Annotated in this window: 15 protein-coding genes; 10 read left to right on the top strand and 5 right to left on the bottom strand. The window is 63.7% G+C overall.

The window, feature by feature from the left end; all coding sequences use genetic code 11:
- The first annotated feature begins 1,202 nt into the window (after positions 1-1,202).
- The 10 genes from NM2_RS43085 to NM2_RS43040 all read left to right on the top strand — a co-directional run bounded on the left by NM2_RS43085 (position 1,203) and on the right by NM2_RS43040 (position 11,803).
- Entirely contained in the window at positions 1,203-2,834 is a 1,632-nt protein-coding gene (locus NM2_RS43085) for an aromatic/alkene/methane monooxygenase hydroxylase/oxygenase subunit alpha (protein ID WP_067682594.1), read from the top strand.
- Positions 2,835-2,908: 74 nt separating this feature from the next.
- Entirely contained in the window at positions 2,909-3,958 is a 1,050-nt protein-coding gene (locus NM2_RS43080; protein WP_067682591.1) for a 2Fe-2S iron-sulfur cluster-binding protein, read from the top strand.
- A 43-nt stretch (positions 3,959-4,001) separates the two neighbouring features.
- Positions 4,002-5,108 carry an aromatic/alkene monooxygenase hydroxylase subunit beta gene (locus NM2_RS43075; RefSeq protein WP_067682588.1) on the top strand — a complete coding sequence of 369 codons (1,107 nt, stop codon included), beginning with the start codon at positions 4,002-4,004 and terminating at the stop codon, positions 5,106-5,108.
- On the top strand, positions 5,105-5,446 hold the full coding sequence (mimD, locus tag NM2_RS43070; protein ID WP_067682586.1) for a propane 2-monooxygenase effector subunit MimD: 342 nt from the start codon (positions 5,105-5,107) through the stop codon (positions 5,444-5,446). Before NM2_RS43075 ends, mimD begins: the two co-directional genes overlap by 4 nt.
- A 97-nt stretch (positions 5,447-5,543) precedes the next feature.
- Positions 5,544-6,578: an amidohydrolase family protein gene (locus NM2_RS43065; RefSeq protein ID WP_067682584.1), complete on the top strand. Its 1,035-nt coding sequence runs from the start codon at positions 5,544-5,546 to the stop codon at positions 6,576-6,578.
- A complete protein-coding gene (locus tag NM2_RS43060; RefSeq protein ID WP_067682581.1) occupies positions 6,575-7,321 on the top strand; it encodes an iron-sulfur cluster assembly protein in 747 nt (248 codons plus the stop codon). The genes NM2_RS43065 and NM2_RS43060 overlap by 4 nt, the downstream gene beginning before the upstream one ends.
- Complete coding sequence (locus tag NM2_RS43055) at positions 7,318-8,343, top strand: NAD(P)-dependent alcohol dehydrogenase (RefSeq protein ID WP_067682579.1); 1,026 nt, start codon at positions 7,318-7,320, stop codon at positions 8,341-8,343. The genes NM2_RS43060 and NM2_RS43055 overlap by 4 nt, the downstream gene beginning before the upstream one ends.
- A gap of 52 nt (positions 8,344-8,395) precedes the next feature.
- Positions 8,396-10,045: a chaperonin GroEL gene (groL, locus tag NM2_RS43050; RefSeq protein WP_067682577.1), complete on the top strand. Its 1,650-nt coding sequence runs from the start codon at positions 8,396-8,398 to the stop codon at positions 10,043-10,045.
- Positions 10,046-10,061: 16 nt separating this feature from the next.
- Positions 10,062-10,391 carry a putative quinol monooxygenase gene (locus tag NM2_RS43045; RefSeq protein WP_067682574.1) on the top strand — a complete coding sequence of 110 codons (330 nt, stop codon included), beginning with the start codon at positions 10,062-10,064 and terminating at the stop codon, positions 10,389-10,391.
- Between the two features lie 35 nt (positions 10,392-10,426).
- Complete coding sequence (locus NM2_RS43040; protein ID WP_067682601.1) at positions 10,427-11,803, top strand: FAD-binding oxidoreductase; 1,377 nt, start codon at positions 10,427-10,429, stop codon at positions 11,801-11,803.
- Positions 11,804-12,994: 1,191 nt separating this feature from the next.
- Here the strand turns inward: NM2_RS43040 and NM2_RS43025 are convergent.
- The 5 genes from NM2_RS43025 to NM2_RS42995 form a co-directional block, all read right to left on the bottom strand.
- The gene (locus NM2_RS43025) at positions 12,995-14,752 is read right to left on the bottom strand and encodes a sigma-54-dependent Fis family transcriptional regulator (protein ID WP_245718518.1); all 1,758 of its coding nucleotides are present in this window, start codon (positions 14,750-14,752) and stop codon (positions 12,995-12,997) included.
- A 92-nt stretch (positions 14,753-14,844) separates the two neighbouring features.
- Entirely contained in the window at positions 14,845-15,741 is an 897-nt protein-coding gene (locus NM2_RS53210) for a transposase (RefSeq protein WP_439956986.1), read from the bottom strand.
- A 483-nt stretch (positions 15,742-16,224) separates the two neighbouring features.
- Positions 16,225-16,713 (bottom strand): DUF4189 domain-containing protein, encoded by a 489-nt coding sequence (locus NM2_RS43010; protein WP_157121818.1) that lies wholly within the window; start codon positions 16,711-16,713, stop codon positions 16,225-16,227.
- Between the two features lie 750 nt (positions 16,714-17,463).
- A complete protein-coding gene (locus NM2_RS43000; RefSeq protein WP_067682553.1) occupies positions 17,464-17,799 on the bottom strand; it encodes a winged helix-turn-helix domain-containing protein in 336 nt (111 codons plus the stop codon).
- Positions 17,786-18,307, bottom strand: coding sequence for a hypothetical protein (locus NM2_RS42995; protein WP_067682550.1), 522 nt, complete (start codon positions 18,305-18,307; stop codon positions 17,786-17,788). The genes NM2_RS43000 and NM2_RS42995 overlap by 14 nt, the downstream gene beginning before the upstream one ends.
- Between the last annotated feature and the right edge of the window lie 594 nt (positions 18,308-18,901).

The following is an 18,901-nucleotide window of genomic DNA, read 5'->3' as shown; positions in this document are numbered from 1 at the left end:
GGTTGGCCCATTTCCAGACTTCGTGCATGTCCGTTCTCTCTCTGGCACAGGAGAGCAATGCTCTCTGATGAGAGCAATCTGTACGGCTGGTTCGTTTTCGTCAAGTTGTCGCCTCCTCCCAGGGGGAGACGCCGATAGTTCAGTTGCATCAGGCTCGGAGCAGCGTCGGAGCTCCGTGCGGACGAAGTGCATGCCTTCGTCGCTTTCTGCTCCATACTGACCTCCGCGCCGTCGTGCCGGCCCGGGGCCGCCGCTACGTGGTGTCGGTGGAGGAGTCGATGAAACGGCTCGCGCGCCCTACCCACGGGATCGCCCCAGCGACAACCCATCTCGAGTGGACCGGTGTAGGACGGCTGTTGCGCGAGGGGTGACAGAGTGAACGGCGGTTTCGTATCCGGCGGGCTTGTGGGGAGCCAGGGATGCACGGTGGTTCCGCGACGTCCTGTCGACGTTCTGTGGATCGGGGCGGATCGGCGATCGTGGATATTTCCAGTGATTCACGCTGCATGGAAAGGGCCTTCGAGCAGTGGTTTCGCTGTCATTGGAATGCGAGCGACGGCGGATCGGCCCGCTTTTATTTGCGTATCGATCGCATCCTTGGATGCTACTTGCGACCGCCCGGTTTCGTCCGCCGAACCGGTGCGACCTGGGGGTTCGTGGTTGTTGGTGGGTGTTGTGGGTTGCTGTTTGTTGCTGTTCGTGGATCTGTGACGTCCTGTGGACGTCCTGATACTGATGTCGTTTGCCGACGTCCTGTGCGATTCCGACGCGATTCGCGGGTGAGTGGAATCGGGCTTCAGAGGCGATCCGCGCGGGTCCCGTTGGCTGGTTCGTGAGTGAATGTCGCCGCGTGGGTGCAGTCTCGGCCGCTTTGTTTGCGGGGTGAGCCTTGTTGTACGGCAATGTTGTGCAAACGAGATCTGCAGCTGGGCAGGAGTGATGTCGACTCGCGGTGATGTGTGTGCACCCCGTGGAAGCGGTCATCCACACTCCAGAGACGCGGTTGCGCCGGGCCGTCGGGGGCGTTGCTGGGCAACGGGTTTGGGACGTCGGTCGTCTCTCACGCGGTAAGAGTGCCGTGGAGGTTTCGCTGTGACTGTCGTCTCATACTGAGACGCTTGCTATCTGGATTACGCGGTGTGATGAGTCGGACCTCGTCCCCGTAGTCGGCATCCGGCCGGCTCTGATCCAGGAGGCGCACATTGAGTAGGCAAAGCCTGACGAAGGCCCATGCGAAGATCACCGAGCTGTCGTGGGAACCGACCTTCGCGACCCCGGCCACTCGCTTCGGTACCGACTACACCTTCGAGAAGGCCCCGAAGAAGGACCCGCTCAAGCAGATCATGCGGTCCTACTTCCCGATGGAGGAGGAGAAGGACAACCGCGTCTACGGCGCGATGGACGGCGCCATCCGCGGCAACATGTTCCGCCAGGTGCAGCAGCGGTGGCTGGAATGGCAGAAGCTGTTCCTGTCGATCATTCCGTTCCCGGAGATCTCCGCCGCGCGGGCCATGCCGATGGCCATCGACGCCGTGCCCAACCCCCAGATCCACAACGGGTTGGCGGTGCAGATGATCGACGAGGTCCGGCACTCGACGATTCAGATGAATCTCAAGAAGCTGTACATGAACAACTACATCGATCCCGCCGGATTCGACATCACCGAGAAGGCGTTCGCGAACAACTACGCGGGCACCATCGGCAGGCAGTTCGGTGAGGGGTTCATCACCGGTGACGCGATCACCGCGGCGAACATCTATCTGACCGTCGTCGCCGAAACCGCCTTCACCAACACGCTTTTCGTGGCCATGCCCGACGAGGCCGCGGCCAACGGCGACTACCTGCTGCCGACGGTGTTCCACTCGGTGCAGTCCGACGAATCGCGGCACATCTCCAACGGCTACTCGATTCTGCTGATGGCGCTGGCCGACGAGCGCAATCGCCCACTGCTGGAACGGGATCTGCGGTACGCGTGGTGGAACAACCACTGCGTGGTCGACGCGGCGATCGGCACCTTCATCGAGTACGGCACCAAGGACCGCCGCAAGGACCGGGAGAGCTACGCCGAGATGTGGCGGCGGTGGATCTACGACGACTACTACCGCAGCTACCTCATCCCGCTGGAGAAGTACGGGCTGGAGATTCCGCACGATCTGGTCGAGGAGTCCTGGTCGCGCATCGTCGACAAGGGCTACGTGCACAAGGTCGCCCAGTTCTTCGCAACCGGTTGGCCGGTGAACTACTGGCGGATCGACGCGATGACGGACACCGACTTCGAGTGGTTCGAGCACAAGTACCCGGGCTGGTACTCCAAGTACGGCAAGTGGTGGGAGGAGTACAACCGCCTGGCCTACCCGGGGCGCAACAAGCCCATCGCGTTCGAGGAGGTCGGGTATCAGTACCCGCACCGGTGCTGGACCTGCATGGTGCCGTGCCTGATTCGCGAGGACATGGTGGTGGACAAGGTCGACGACCAGTGGCGCACCTACTGCTCGGAGACCTGCCACTGGACCGACGCGGTCGCCTTCCGCGGCGAGTACCAGGGCCGCCCGACCCCGAACATGGGTCGGCTCACCGGATTCCGTGAATGGGAGACCCTGCATCACGGCAAGGACCTCGCCGATATCGTCACCGACCTCGGCTACCTTCGCGACGACGGCAAAACCCTTGTGGGACAACCGCATCTGGATCTGGACGACCCGAAGAAGATGTGGACCGTCGACGACGTCCGGGGCAACACGTTCAACAGCCCGAACGTGCTGCTGAACGAGATGTCCGCCGCCGAACGCGAAGCCCACGTCGCCGCGTACCGCGCGGGCGGGACCGCGGCCTGACCAGGTTCGGTGGGTGACGCCGGATTCGGCGTCACCCGCTGCCACCACTTTTTCCGAGCCCAGGAGATATACCCGTGGCCGACAATCACCGGATCAACTTCGAGCCCGTCGACATCGAGATGGAAGTCGGCGAACAGGAGAACATCCTCGATGCCGCATTCCGGCAGGGAATTCACCTCATGCACGGCTGCCGCGAGGGGCGGTGTTCGGCCTGCAAGTCCTACGTCCTCGACGGCGATATCCAGATGGCGAACTACTCGACCTTCGCGTGCAACGACGCCGAGGTCGAGGAGGGCTTCGTATTGCTCTGCCGCTCACACGCTTTCAGCGACTGCACCATCGAACTGCTCAATTTCGACGAGGACGAACTCCTGCGTGGAATCGCGATTCAGGACGTGCGCACCGAGGTGGTCGCGATCGAGCCGGTAACCAAGGACATCGTGTCGCTGCGACTGCGGCCCGTGGAACCCGCGACCTACGAGTTCAGATCGGGCCAGTACTCGGACCTGCGGATCCCCGGCACCGAGGAGCACCGGTCGTTCTCGATGGCGACGACACAGTCGACCTCGGAACATGTCGAATTCCTCATCAAGAAGTATCCCGGCGGCCGGTTCGCCGGATTGCTCGACGACGGGATCTCGGTGGGCGACGAGATGAGTCTGACCGGCCCGTACGGGTCATTCACCCTGAAGGAGGGGCACGTCCTGCCGCTGGTGTTCATCGGAGGCGGGGCGGGGATGGCTCCGATCCTGTCGCTGCTGCGGCACATGAGCGAAACCGGCAACACCCGTCGGGTGCACTTCTACTACGGGGCCCGCACCCCGCGGGACCTGTTCTACCTCGACGAGATCCTCGACATCGGCGCGCAGCTCACCGATTTCGAATTCGTGGCGTGCCTTTCGGAATCCATGGACCCGCAACGGATTCCGGGCTCGATCACCGTCGAGGAAGGCAATGTCACCGACGTCGTGCGGCGTCGCGAACCGGGCATCGGCAAGACCGAGGTGTACCTGTGCGGACCGCCTCCGATGGTCGATGCCGCGCTCGAACTGCTCGAGTCCGGCGGCACTCCGAAGGACCAGATCTTCTACGACAAGTTCACCAGCCCGGCCTTCGACCAGTAAACGCAGGACCCTCCTTCCCACCCGAGAAAGAACCGAGAACGAGATGACCACAGGCACCGGGGCGAAGCAACGCAGCTTTCCCACAATAGAATTCACCGATTCCGAGGCCGGGGCGCTGGAATTTCCCGGATCGAAGAGTCGCTCCTACAACTACTACGAGCCCGCCAAACTGCGCGCGACGATGTACGAGGACGTGACGGTCGACGTACAACCGGACCCCGAACGTCACCTGTCCCAGGGGTGGATCTACGGCTTCGCCGACGGCCCCGGCGGCTATCCGAAGGAATGGACCGCCGCGAAATCCTCGAACTGGCACGAGTTTCGCGACCCGAACGAGGAGTGGGACCAGACGATCTACCGCAACAACTCCAAGGTCGTACACCAGGTCGACCTGTGCCTGGCCAACGCCAAGCGCGCTCGCGTGTACGACGGGTGGAACGCCTCGTGGCTGACTTTCATCGCCCGCAATCTGGGCGCGTGGATGCATGCGGAAAACGGTCTGGCACTGCATGTTTTCACGTCCGTACAGCGGTCCTGCCCGACGAATATGATCAATACCGCGGTCGCGGTCAACGCCGCGCACAAGATGCGGTTCGCTCAGGACCTGGCGCTGTTCAACCTCGACCTGTCCGAGGCCAGCGACGCCTTCGACGGCGCCGTGCACAAGCAGGTATGGCAGTCCGCGCCCGAGTGGCAGCCCACGCGCGAGGTCGTCGAACGCCTGACTGCGGTACCGGACTGGTGTGAGTTGCTATTCGGCGCGAATATCGTCTTCGAGCAGCTGGTCGGTTCGCTGTTCCGCAGCGAGTTGGTCATGCAGATCGCTGCCGGAAACGGCGACTACATCACGCCCACGATCGTCGGCACCGGCGAGCACGACTACGCCCGCGATCTCGCCTACACCCGCAACCTGTACCGATTGCTCACCCGCGATCCCGAATTCGGGGAGTCGAACAAGGCGCTGTTCGGCACCTGGCTGCGGACCTGGGTGCCGCGCTGCCTGGACGCGGCCCGTGCGCTGCAACCGATCTGGTCGCAGCCGGGCGAGAAGGCGGTCACCTTCGCCTCGAGCCTGGACACCGCGATCGAGAAGTTCCGTTCCCTGCTCGAGGATCTCGGGCTGGACATCCCCGAGGAGTTGGACAAGTGAGCATGCAATTCGGATCGTCCACCGAGTTCTCGAACATGTGTGGCGTCACCCTGATGAACACCCCCATCGGCCGTGTGGTGGCGGAGGTGATGGGCGCGAAGGACGGCGTGGAGCTGACGGAGTACCCGTCGATGATCCGCGTCGACGGGCAGCGCCTGCTCGATTTCAACTACGACGAGCTCACCGACGCGCTGGGGCAGGAGTTCGACGGCTCCACCTTCGAGGAGATCAGCTCCACCCACTACGGGCGCATGGTCCACCTCGACGACAAGACCCTGTTGTTCGCCAGCCCCGAGGACGCCGCCGAGTACATCGGATTCGACCTCACCGTCCACTGACGCGGTACCCGCGCCTCACCGTGTGCGGCGCCGTCGCCCGATCCCGCCGGCCGACGGCGCCGCACCATCCAACAGCCCAATTATCGGAGTATTCAGCATGTACGAGAAGAATGGCGACAAGTACTTCATCGTCGACGGACATGTGCACATCTGGGACGCACGCGAGTCGAATCAGAAGAATGTGCACGGCAAGCAGTTCATCGACTGCTTCTACGACTACCACAAGAACCTCAGCCCCGAGGAATACCTGTGGGACTACGAGACGTACCAGTATTACGGCAGTGCGCGTTTCGAGCGCGACATCTTCGGTGAGGGCCACGTCGATCACGCGATCTTCCAGGCGACCCTGCTGAGCGACTTCTACCGCACCGGATTCGGGCAGACCGAGGAGGCGCTCGCACTGGTCGGCAGGCATCCCGGCAAGCTCACCTACAACCATGCCTACGATCCGCGCTACGAGCAGGCCGGGCTCGAACAGCTGCGCCGGGACGCGGAGCGGATGAATCTGCAGGGCGTCAAGCTCTACACCGCCGAATGGCACGGCGACTCGCGCGGATACAAACTCGACGACCCGTGGTCGCGGCGCTACCTAGAGGAATGTATCGAGCTGGGTATCAAGAACATTCACGTGCACAAGGGACCGACGATCCGCCCGCTGGACCGCGACGCCTTCGATGTCGCGGATATCGACAAGGTCGCCACCGACTATCTGGACCTGCGTTTCGTCGTCGAACATGTAGGTCTGCCGCGGCTCGAGGACTTCTGCTGGATCGGCACGCAGGAATCGAACGTCTACGGCGGTCTGGCGGTGGCCCTGCCGTTCATCCACACGCGGCCAAGGTATTTCGCGCAGATCATCGGTGAACTCCTGTACTGGCTGGGCGAGGACAAGATCCTGTTCGGCAGCGATTACGCGCTGTGGACGCCGAAGTGGCTGATCGAGAAGTTCGTCGACTTCCAGATCCCCGAAGATATGCAGGGCGAATACGATCCGATCACCGTCGAGGAGAAGAAGAAGATCCTCGGGCTCAACGCCGCGGCCCTGTACGACATCGACGTCCCGGCCGAGTTGCGGGTGAGCGAACCGTCCGCCGACGGCGCGGCAGGGGCACGGGCAGCGGTGGCGTCGTGACGACCGCCGCGATATCCACCGAACAGGCTGTGCTCGAGGCTCTTTCGACGGTCGTGGACCCCGAATTGGACGAGCCGATCACCGATCTGGGCTTCGTGCGATCGGTGCTGCTGGAGGACGACGGCGTCACCGTCCACCTGCGTCTGCCCACGGCCTTCTGCTCCCCCAACTTCGCCTATCTGATGGCCTCCGACGCCCGCGATGCGCTGCGGCTGATCGACGGCGTCGGCGAAGTGCGGGTGTACCTGGACGACCACCACGACAGTGACAAGATCAACGCTGGTATCGCCGCCGACGCAGGCTATGTCGGGACCTTCGGCGTCGAAGCGCTGGAGAGCCTGGACGAACTGCGCCGAACCTTCCGGGTCAAGGCGCACACCGCGGCGATGGAACGGTGCGTCGAGGCATATATGAAGCGAAACGAGCTGGGCGCCAACGAGATCTACCGGCTCACTCTCAGCCATCTGCCGCCCGGGAAGGACAAGGCGGCGCTGTTGCGCCGCCGCATGGATATCGGACTGAGCATCTGCCCGGCCAGCCCGGTGTTCGTCGACGAGCACGGGAAACGCGTTCCGCCCGAGGCGGTCCCGATGCGCCTGCGATTCGCCAAGTCGGTTCGCATTTCGATGGAGGGTAACGCCCACTTCTGCCGAGGCATGCTCGCGACCCGCTACACCGACAGTGAATCAGCCGGCGACGCACCACATATCACCGATCTCAGAACAACCAGGAGTCCGCGATGAAGGCCGTGCAGGTGGTGGGATACCACACCGGTTTGCAGCTCACCGATGTTCCCGAACCCGCCATCGAGGGGCCTCTGGATGTGATCGTGCGGATCGGCGGCGCCGGTGTGTGCCGCACCGATCTGCACATCCTCGAAGGGCAGTGGGAGGCCAAAAGTGGTGTCGCACTGCCGTATACGATCGGCCACGAGAATGCCGGATGGGTGCACGCGGTGGGCGGCGCGGTCACCAATGTCGCGGTCGGGGACAAGGTGATCCTGCATCCGCTGATCACCTGCGGGTTGTGCCGCGCCTGCCGCTCCGGCGACGATGTCCATTGCCAGGCAAGCAAATTCCCCGGAATCGATGTCGACGGCGGCTACGCCGAATACCTGCGGACCACCGCGCGCAGTGTGGTCCGGATCGATGATTCGCTCGAGCCCGCGGACGTCGCAGCCCTGGCCGATGCCGGATTGACCGCGTATCACGCAATCGCGAAGGTCGCGCAGAGCACTCGGCCCGGGGACGTGTGCGTGGTGATCGGCGCCGGTGGGCTCGGCCATATCGGTATTCAGGTGCTGAAGGCGATTTCCGCGGTGACGGTGGTCGTCGTCGATCGCAACCCCGCCGCGGTCGAACTCGCTGTGAAGATCGGTGCGGATCATGGCATCGTGGCCGATGGCGGGCATATCGACCGAGTGCTGGAGATGACCGGAGGACACGGCGCGGAGGCTGTGGTCGACTTCGTCGGTGAGGGCGGCGCGACCCGGGAGGGCATCGCGATGCTGCGCCGCGCGGGGAACTACTACGTCGTCGGATACGGCGAGAACATCGATGTCCCGACAATCGATGTTATCTCCACGGAGATCAACTTCATCGGCAATCTCGTCGGCTCCTACAACGATCTGCAGGAGCTAATGACCCTTGCCGCTCAGGGCAAGGTCACATTGCATACGACCACGTATCCGCTCGCGAGTTTCCAGCAGGCACTCGACGATCTCGATGCCGGGCGTGTGCGCGGCCGGGCGATTCTCGTTCCCTGACCCGCCGTAACGGCCGAATCTCCGCGAATTCGTTCGAAAGGAAGCAGCAATCATGGCAAAGCAGTTGCGCTACAACACCGACGCGCGTTCGAGGTTGGAGCAGGGGGTGAACGCTCTGGCCGACGCGGTCAAGGTAACCCTCGGTCCCAAGGGCCGCAACGCGGTTCTGGAAAAGCTCACCGGCCCGCCCACCATCACCAACGACGGCGTGACCATCGCGCGCGAGATACAGCTTCGGGACCCATTCGCCAATATGGGAGCGCAGTTGGTCAAGGAAGTCGCGATGAAAACCAATGGCGTGGTGGGGGACGGCACCACCACGGCCACGGTGCTTGCGCAGGCCATGGTTCGCGAGGGCTTGCGCGCGGTGGAGTCCGGCGCCAACCCGATGCGTGTGCGGCGCGGTATCGAGCGCGCGGTGTCCGCGGTCATCGAGGCGCTGCGCGAACAGGTTGCCGAAGTCAGCGACCGCGGTGACCTGCGGCGGATCGCGGCACTCGCGGCCAGTGACGACGAAACGATCGGTATGGCCGTGGCCGAGGCCGTCGACTACGTCGGCAGGTCCGGGGTCGTGACCACCGAGGAGAGCGACGGGCTGGGGCTTTCGGTCGACATCGTCGATGGCATCGAGTTCGACCACGGCTATACCTCGGGCTACATGGTGACCGATCCGGAGCGGATGGAGGCGGTACACAGTGAACCGCTGATCCTGCTGACCAACAAGAAGATCACCCAGGTACAGGACATCATGTCCAGCATCGAGGTGGCCAAACGCGCCGACCGGCCGTTGGTCGTGCTCGCCGAGGACGTCGACGGGCCCGCACTGCAGCTCCTGGTCGGCGGCAATATGCACAACACGATGGCCTCGGTCGTGGTGCGCGCCCCAGGCTTCGGGCACCGCCGCGTCGCCGAACTCGAGGACCTCGCGGTGGCACTCGGGGGACATGTCGTCGCCAAGGACACCGGGATCGAACTGTCCGAGGTGACCATTGATCACCTCGGTTCGTGCGATCGGATCACGGTGACCGAGAACACGACGACAATCGTCGGCGGTCGCGGCGACGAACGGCTGCTCGACGCCCGGGTGGCACAGCTGCGGGCCCAGTTCGACCGGGCAAGGATCGACGCCGACCGAGACAGCATCGAATTGCGCATCGCCCGCCTCACCGGACGCGTCGCGGTGATCCGCGTCGGCGGCGCGACCAGCGTCGAGCTGAAGGAACGGATGTTGCGAGTCGAGGACGCGCTCGCGGCAACTCGCGCTGCGGTCGAGGAAGGAATCGTCTCCGGTGGTGGCACCGCACTTGCGCAGTCGCACCGCCTGCTGACCGAGCTCGACCTCCGTGGCGACGAGGCTGTCGGCCGAGACATTGTAGGACGCGCCCTGGCCGAGCCGTTGCGCTGGATCGCGATCAATGCCGGTTTCGACGGAGACGAGGTGGTCCGGGAGGTGACGGAACTGTCCGTCGGACACGGGTTCAACGCATTGACCGGCACCTACGGCGATATGTTCGCCGAAGGTGTGATCGACCCGTTCAAGGTCACCCGCGCGGCACTGGAGAGCGCCGCATCGATTGCGGCACTTCTCATTACGACCGAAACCGCCATCGTGGAGGAGATCGACGTCAATCCCGGCGCGATCATCGCCCCCGGATTCGGCGATCTCGCCGAAGGCATGGTCCGGCCGTCCAACATCTACTGAACAGGAACACGCGAGCATGATTTTCATCGTGGTGAAGTTCAAGGTCCGGGAAGAGTTCCAGGACAGCTGGCCGCTGCTCACTCGTGAATACACCGAAGGGACTCGGTCCGAGCCGGGCAACCTCTGGTTCGACTGGAGCCGCAGTACGGAGGATCCTGCGGAGTACGTCCTGGTGGAGGCGTTTCAGGATGGCCAGGCCGGTTCCGAGCACGTCAACGCAGAGCATTTCCGTAAGGGTTTGGAAGTGATGCGCCCAGCGCTGTATGAGACTCCCCGCATTATCAATACGGAACTCCCCGGTGTGGCCGAGTGGTCGCGGATGGGGGAGTTGGAGATCACGCCGTAGCGCCGGACCTTCGGCTGATCGGAAACGGTATGAAGATGGGGACGACCGTTGCGATGACCGGTCTTGTCGCGGAATTGACGGCATCGCTCGGTGATCTCGTCGTCACCGACGGCGACATCATGATCGGGTATACCCGCGACCAGTCGTTACTCTCACCGGCGGGCCGCCCGACGGTGGTGGTCCGCGCCCGGAGTGTCGATCATGTGGTCACGACACTGCGGATCGCGCATCGATATCGCGTTCCGGTCGTGACCAGGGGCGCTGGAACCGGTCTCGCCGGTGGCGCCAACGCGATCGATGGCTGCATCGTGCTCAGCACCGAGCAGATGAACCGGATCATCGAGATCGATGGACGAGCACGGACCGCCACTGTCGAATGCGGGGTCGTCAACGGCGATCTCGCATCCGCCGCGGCTGAACGAGGACTCTGGTACGTACCCGATCCTGGAAGCCGGGCCATGTCGACGATCGGCGGAAATCTGGCGACCAACGCCGGCGGCCCGTGCTGCGCGAAGTACGGTGTCACCGGAGACCATGCCGCACGGATCAAAGCCGTGCTCGCGGACGGCCGGATAATCCACACCGGGGCCGAAACCCGCAAGAATGTCGCCGGATACAACCTGACCCAGCTGTTGGTCGGGTCCGAAGGAACTCTGGCGGTCATCGTGGAAGCGACGATGCGGCTGCGTACCCGGGGCCCGCAGACCGCCACGGTTGTGGCATCCTTCGGCGCCTCGGATCAGGCCGTGGACGCGGTGCTGTCCGTCCGAGCGGTGGCTGATCCCAGCCTGTGTGAATTCATGGACCATACAACACTTTCCGCGGTCAACGCGATGACCCGGATGGGCTTGGACGAGACGGCCGCAGCCCTGCTGATGATCCAATGTGACGGTGAGTCCGCCGCGGCGGAAGCCGAGCGGTGCGCCCAGGAGTGCCGAGCCGCGGCGGCCACCGAGGTCTACATGAGTGCTGACGCGACCGAGAGCGCCGCGCTCATGCAGGCTCGAAGTCTGGCGCTGCCGGCCCTCGAACGCCGCGGCAGCACACTGCTCGATGATCTTGCGGTACCGGTGCCGCGGTTGCACGAAATGCTCGATGCCATCCGGGGGATCGCCGAGCGTCACCACCTGACCATCGGTACGTTCGGACACGCAGCCGATGGGAATCTGCACCCTACGATCGTGTTCGACGCTGCCGATCCCGTTGCCGTGGAGCGAGCTTCACTTGCGTTCGAGGAGATGATCCAGGACTGTCTAGCGCTCGGCGGGTCGATAACCGGCGAGCACGGCGTCGGAGATCTCAAGCGTCCCTATCTGGAATCCATGGTCGGGCCTGTGCAGGCAGAACTGATGAGTCAGCTCAAAGCCGTCTTCGACCCTGCTGGAATCTTGAATCCGGGGCGTGCCTTTTGAGTCGATCGGCTTTCGCGAGTCGAACTGCGGCTTGTTGTGGTTGGGATATGCCCAGGTGACGGGTCGTGGTGAAGGTTCCGGGTCCACTTCGTTGTGAACTACCACCGGCGCCGTTGCCGGTATAGCGAGAGCGTCTTGCGCTTTCACCCGAAAGATCGATCACGGTCCCAGAAACAGACGTTCGTTCGGCAGGCGGCACCAGGGAAGGCATTCATCGAGGGCGTGCTGTACCAATTCGATTGCGCACCAACGGTTCAGCTGCCAATCGCGAATCAGATTGTACGCGCCGATCGGGCTGGTCCGGTAGTCGAAGGCGGTCGCTCTGAGCCAAATCCGCACGTGCACATCATCGCACGCCGCCAACTGCGTTTCTTGCCAGCTGTCAGTGCAAGACCCGTGTCGGCTGCGGTGTGGCGGCGTCGATCCGCCATACCGGCACCAACATTGTCAGCAGAGCGCTCTTTGTCCATCGCACCTCCTTGTCATCGGTTCGGCGAACCCGCAGGACCTTCGTGGAGCATCTCCACGAATCGCCGACGGCCGACACCGAATGCAATAAGCAGGTCACCGTGGCCTGCCCCGCCGAAAGGTGCCCAGCGGATGGCGAATTCGATCGTCGAGCCCGCGTCTACATCCACCGATCGAGTGGATCGCAGGGAGTTCGACTGGCTCAACGAGGACCGAACCCAGGTCACGTCGTAGTTCATGCCTCCGGTCGTGTTCGATTGCGGGACACGCGCGTACAGCGGCCGGGTCGAGGATGAACGAGCATTGTGTATCGCCGTGGAATTACGTTGCCCCCGTTTCTGGGGACTAATGAGTGTCCTCGAGCGGTGGTGGGCGGGGCGCACGCCCGGCCCGTACAATGTCCGCAGCGCCGCGGTCGGATGACTATCTGCGCCTGCGCCTGCGCGTTCGTCGTGCTGCGCCTGGTCATGTGCACCTCCTTTGGGTCCACAGCCGGCCGATTCGCTGAGTGCGCGATGTTCGCTGAATTCATCGAATGCTGTGACCTAGCCTCTGGCGTCTCAATGTGAGATGTGCGTCACAGAGATGTATGGGGGTTGCGCTGGAGTCTCGGACCCGTCTGGACGTGCCCGGGAGCCATATCTGCTGCCTTCGACGCGCGGCCGCGCCGCGAAGGCGCGACCGAATCGCGGAGGTATGGGGGCGCTGTCGGCGCCCCGGAAACTACGTGATGCCGAACTGCCTGATCTTGCGATACATCGTGGCGCGGGAGATACCGAGATCGGCGGCTGCGGCCTGCTTGTCACCGTTGTGGTCGTGGAGGCTGCGCACGATCGCATCACGCTCCAGTGCTTCCATGGGGGTGAGGGTGCGCCGGATCAGCGAATGGCATTCGGGTGGGAGCTTGTCGGGTGTGATGACGCCGGAGCGTTGACGGGTGAGCGTGTCGGCGAGCGTTCGGCGGAGTTGGGCGATATTTCCGGGCCATGACAGTTTCGCGAGCTGCCGAAGCGCGGCGGGGGACATCCTGACGTCCGCGCCCCTGGTGAGTTCCCGGAGCAGAGACAGCACCAGATCATCGAGATCCTCGATGTGATGCCGCAGGGCAGGAACGGGGACAGTGTGCATGAACAGCGGCAGTAGCTGGGCCTCCGCCGCAGGGGACGGATCGGCGGAGGTCATCGTGGCGGCAATCCAACCACGGCCCGCGCAAGATTGCAGCACGGTGGACACCGGCTCAATGAGGTCCTCGGGCAATTCGTCGATATTGGTGAGAACGATATCGAAGTCATCCTTGGCGATCTCGGTCTCGAGGGCGATGAGAGCTTCCTCGATGTCGCGGCATCGGTCCAGACGCAGTATGCGAATCGTCCGTTCCGGGTGAATATGGTGGGCAACCATTTCAGCCAGCTTGGCACGGCCCGACCCGGACTCCCCGTCGAGTACTACCCAGTTCCGATCAATACAACATCGTTCGACCTGCCGGCAGCTTCTGCGCCACGAACTACTGCTTCCCGCGAGTCCGGGCACCGGCGGAGGATGGTTCACGAGCCGCATACTGCTGGCGGCGCTGTCGGTCAATGCGACGTGGGCCACGATGTGCGTGCGGCCACTGCGGGAGGTAAGTCGTTCGGCGACTGTCACTTTGGCGAAGTATCCACTGGGCAGTACGGCACCGGCCGTGGAAGACAGCGAGCGCTGAAGGTCGGCGGCGTGCCCGAGCAGCGCGTGCTGATCGAGCGCGTCCAGAGCTTGCCGCAGGTAGGGGTTCATCAGCACGATGTCCTCGCCGACGGCGAGTACACCGGTGGGATAGCGACGGCACTGCCGCAGATACGTTTCCAGCAGGGCGGCTTCGCTTTCGGTGGCCTGTGCGCGCAGACGATCCTCGATCTGGGCACCGGCGGTCTTGGCAAGGGCGACCAGCAGCGGATCGGATTTCCGTGCCCAGCACGTGAGATCGAGAATCCCGGCGACGCGGCCCGAGAGCGGGTCTCGGATGGGAGCGCCGGCGCAGGCAAGCCGTCCGAGGGTGCCGAGATAGTGCTCCCCGCCCTGGATGAAGGTGGCACGCCCGGTTTCGGCCGTGGTGCCGATTCCATTGGTGCCGACGAACTTCTCGGCGTAGCTATATCCGCACGCCAATTGCACTTCGTCGAGGGTGGCGCGGATAGCGGCATCGGGAGCGGCGCGGTCCAGGACTAATCCGTCCGCCGATGTGAGAATGATGCTGACTGATTGGGCCGCCAGATCGTCGCCCAGTTGGTGCACGATCGGCGCCGCCGCGATGACCAACGGGGAATCGAGGTCCGGTTCCCGCACAAACGGCAGGTCCACCCGATCAGGATGCACGCGAAGCTCCCGCGAGCGTTGCCAGGAATCGCGGACAGTACCGGAGACCAATGCATCGTCGACGGAACCCGAGGTCAGAAAATCGTCCCTTGCTTGCAGCAGGCGCGTGCTGGTGTCCACGTTGCTCATCATCTGTAACCTCGGCTTCATCCTCGCGACACTCACGCTACTCGAACATCCTGTGACGCATATCTCAAAATGAGACACCTGTGACCGGGGTCTTACGCAAACCTGGACGGAACGGACAAAATCGTCGGTCGCCGCCGTGGGACCCGCACCGGAACGCGGCGCTGGGACGTCGTCACGGCGCTGTCGCAGGGGATGGCCTTCTCGATAACCTGGGCCCCGAACGCTGCCGGTTGGGTGAAACTTGTCTCGTCGGCAGTACATCTCGGACCGGTTGAGCGCTTGCCCTGGTTTCCCCTTAACGGGCAGGGGTGACTGGCACGGTGATGCCAAATGCCTCCGATCCACCGTAGCGTCGCACCTGCCCTTCGGAATCCGGGCTGATCGCGTTGGATTCGAACGAGTGCCTGACATTGCTGGGCGGGGTGCGGCTGGGCAGAGTCCTCTACACCCGCGATGCCCTGCCAGCGGTGCGGCCGGTCAACCACGTGGTGCGGGGACGGGTAGATCATCATCGGGGCCGGGGCAACGCCCTGCGGGTATCTGATCGGGGTCCACGCATTGTCGTCGATATTGCTGATCGCGGCCCGGATCGAGGCGTTCATCCGGACGGTGACCGAGAAATACGTGCTCAACCCACGCGCGGCGGCAACGATCTGTTCGGCGTGGAACGCCGAGTCCGCCCGCACCACCACCATTCCCGTCGCGTCCGCCGAACGGGCGGTCTTGATCGCCTCGGCAACGAAACTGCCTGCATTGTGCGCTGAATTCGTCGCGCCGCGGCGCAGTCTCGCGGCCACGATCACCGGCCGCGGGAGCGGCGTGGACACCACCGCGATCAGCGCGTTCAGTCCTTTGACCTTCGAATACCCAATTCCTACGCCTTGTTTGGCGTAGCCGTAGGTGTGGCGGATCGTGTCGTCGACATCAACGTAGGCGATCGCATCCGCGCCCGGCAACAACGGTGTGTGAGAGGACAACGCGGGCAACACTTTCCGGCACACCGTCGCCAACTGCTGCACATGCCCGTGAGTGAACGCCCGCAGAAACGATCCCAGCGTCGACGGCGCCGGATCCCGACAAATGCTCTACCCATCGCGCCGTGGCGCAACCGGTCCATCCCATCGATCGTGTCGGCACCGGTGACCATCCCGAACACCAGCGCCAGTGTCTTCGCCACTGGCACCGCACCTGCTGAGTTCGGTGCCGATTTCCAACGCAGGAGGTCAGCGGTCGATTCCGGCAGCCCGCACTGCTCCGCCAACCGCACCACCGGCACCAACCCGGCGAACCCGATCAGATTCCGATCATCGAACCGGGCAGACACCGCCCGTACCGACATGACCGACTTCACCTCGGAGATGCTCCTTCGACCCGCGTGAACTGAGCTTCGCAACCCAGATCATCGCAGCTCGCAGGGCGTCTCCGTTCCTATTTCACAGTCACCCAAGCCATTTCACTCGGTGGATCGGGGCTCAGGTTTGGCAGAACTGCTGCACGATATGCGGTTGGCGGCCGGTGTTCCCGGTGAGGGCCTCGACGACCGCGACGGACAACTGCGGCGCCTGGGCCCACGAATAGACGGCGTCGATGGAGTTGGGGCCCTCATGGAGCTCGTCGTGACGGCGGCGATCCTCGCGGGAGGCGCCGTCGCCCTGGGCCATCGCGGCGCACTGACCGGCGCCGATCTTATCTCCCACGATCTCGCAGTCGGGTCCACCGAAGTGTCCGGAACCGGTGGGGATCCCGGGCGGTATGCCCTGGTTGCATTGGGCGAGTGCCTGGGCGTCGGCGGCTTGCGGGGTGGGTGCGTTCCATGCGGCCGCGGTATGACCGGTCAACGGCGACTTCGCCAGCGCGCCCCAATGCCCCGTATCTGCATGGGCCGGCGCCGCCTGTACGGCCGCAACAGCGAATCCGGCCACTGCACAGGTGGCTATGGCATGGGGGATAGTCAACTTCATCGAGTGAGCTTCTTTCTGTTTCCGTGGCAGTACATTCGGCACGCGGGTCGAAGATTGCCCGCGCCGCCGTGGACCTAATCAGATTCCAGCACAACATCACTGGATCACCGGACAGTCGATCCCACCTGCCCGACCCTCTGGACATCTCCGATCACCGTATGCCACGCCCTGTCGGCTCGGCGTCGGAGTGCAGTTGCCAACTTCCTTGGTGAACAAAACCTTTCGCCGAGGTGGCCGACGATGCCGCGGCTCTCGGGTCGGGGGTCACGTTGCCCCATCGACTGTCCGACACTCCCCCGTCACGCGTCGTCGAGGACCGGATCGTGACGGGGCTGCGCGGTAACCGTTCGAGTTCGATCGAGTTGACCGAAGACTTCCATCGCAGAAGGTCAGCCCCCAATTCCGGCAGCCTGCACCGCTCCGCCAAACGCACCACCGGCACCAGACCGCCGTACTTGATCAGATTCCGCTCACCGAACCGGGCAGACACCGCACCCGACGACAGGGACAGACTGCACTTCGGAGATGCTCCTTCGAACCTGCTGATGTGGACCTTCGCAAGTCACATCATCGCAGCTCGCAGAGCATCTCCGTTTCCATATTCACACCGACCGCAGAATGCGGTCGGTGGATCCGGGCTGATTCATTTTCTGTCAACTCCGATCTGAACGAACGGTATGAATTCCGCACTGTGCGAGATTGTGTCGAGGGTTCGTGCGGGAGTCCCGCTTGCTCGTGAAAGTTGTTGGGTCAGTTGGGTTTCGGACTGGTCGGGGTGTAGGTTTCGCCGGTTTGCTGGGATTGCGTGGCGATGCGTTGCAGGGCTTCGATGTGGGCTTGTAACGCGTGTCGCCCGGAGTCGGTGAGGTTCAGCCATGTCCGGGGGCGTTTGCCGACGTAGCCCTTCTCGATCTCGACGTATCCGTGCTTGGTCAGATTGGTGATCTGTTTGGACAGTGCCGAGTCGGACATCGTCACCGCGTCGCGTACCCAGCCGAACTCGGCCCAGTGGGTGGCTGCCAGCAGTGACACGATGGACAGACGCGTCGGGTCCAGCAGCAGCGGGTCCAGGTCAGTGGTGTCCATCGAGGGTGTCGCTTTCGGGGCGGTGACCGTTGTGGGCCAGGGCATTCAGGGTGTTCTGCAGCCTGCGGCCGAAGACGATCAGGGTGAGTCCCAGGACGGCGCCCAGGATCGTGCGCGAGTAGGGCACGCCCGCGAGCGGATGCAGGCCCAGCAGCGGGAGCGCGATCCCGAGTGCCATGGCCGTGAGCAGTAGTGTCACCGCGGGGATGCTGAATCGGCGTGAGATCGCTTGTCGGCGTACTCGGGTCGGCTGGCCGAAGACGGCCGCGCCCCGGCGGGTGCGGCCCAGCCAGTTGTAGCCCACGGCGATCACCGCGATGATCATGCTCGATACCGCCGCCGCGTGTTTGCCGAGGAAGTCCGGCGCCGCGAGCATCACGAAGATCGCCACGCCGAAGATGATGTCGACCCAGCGGGCGCGCCCGGTGGAGTCCACCGCCTGGTTCGTGCGCTCGTTGATCTCGTGCAACGCTCGGGCGGCTTCGCTGGGGGTGGGGTTGTTCGCCATCGTTGTCTCCTTCAAAGCTTTCTTACTTCGAACTACTTGCCTGATAGGAAAGTACCTCATCGCTTTCCTATCAGGCAAGTACTTTCCGCGAGGTAGTTGGATGGGGAGCCGCGTCGGCGGAGTGTTGCTGCCACCCGACGGCGACGTTGATGTGGATGCCCAGCAGACGGTCACCGAGCCCTGCTGGCCTGACTGGAATTGTCGGGACCGTGACCCGCATCGGTGTCGAAGGCACCGGCTGCTACAGCGCCGGACTCACGCGCTGTCTCCGGTCGCGCTCGATCGCAGTGGTGCAGGTCAGCGGTCCGGACCGGGAAGCTCGCAGGTTGCGCGGCAAGTCCGATCCGCTCGACGCCGCGAGCGCCGCCCGCCGCGTGCTGGCCGTGACTCAATATGTGCTGCCGAAGGATTCGTCGAGTCCATCTCCCGCGGGTGGCCCGCGCCGACGCCGTGTCCATCTCCTGCGGGATCCTGATGCTCTGTCAAACCCGGTGAGACAGGTCAGGTTCCGAATTCTGTGTTGATGTTCTCCTTCAGGAGCTGAACAGATTCCGCGTTAACCGATGAACATTGACCGGGGGAATCGGTACTGAA

This window comes from Nocardia miyunensis NBRC 108239 (genome assembly GCF_001613065.1).
In the GTDB taxonomy this organism is placed as follows: Bacteria; Actinomycetota; Actinomycetes; order Mycobacteriales; family Mycobacteriaceae; genus Nocardia; species Nocardia miyunensis.
This window is presented reverse-complemented; position numbering and strand designations above follow the sequence as displayed.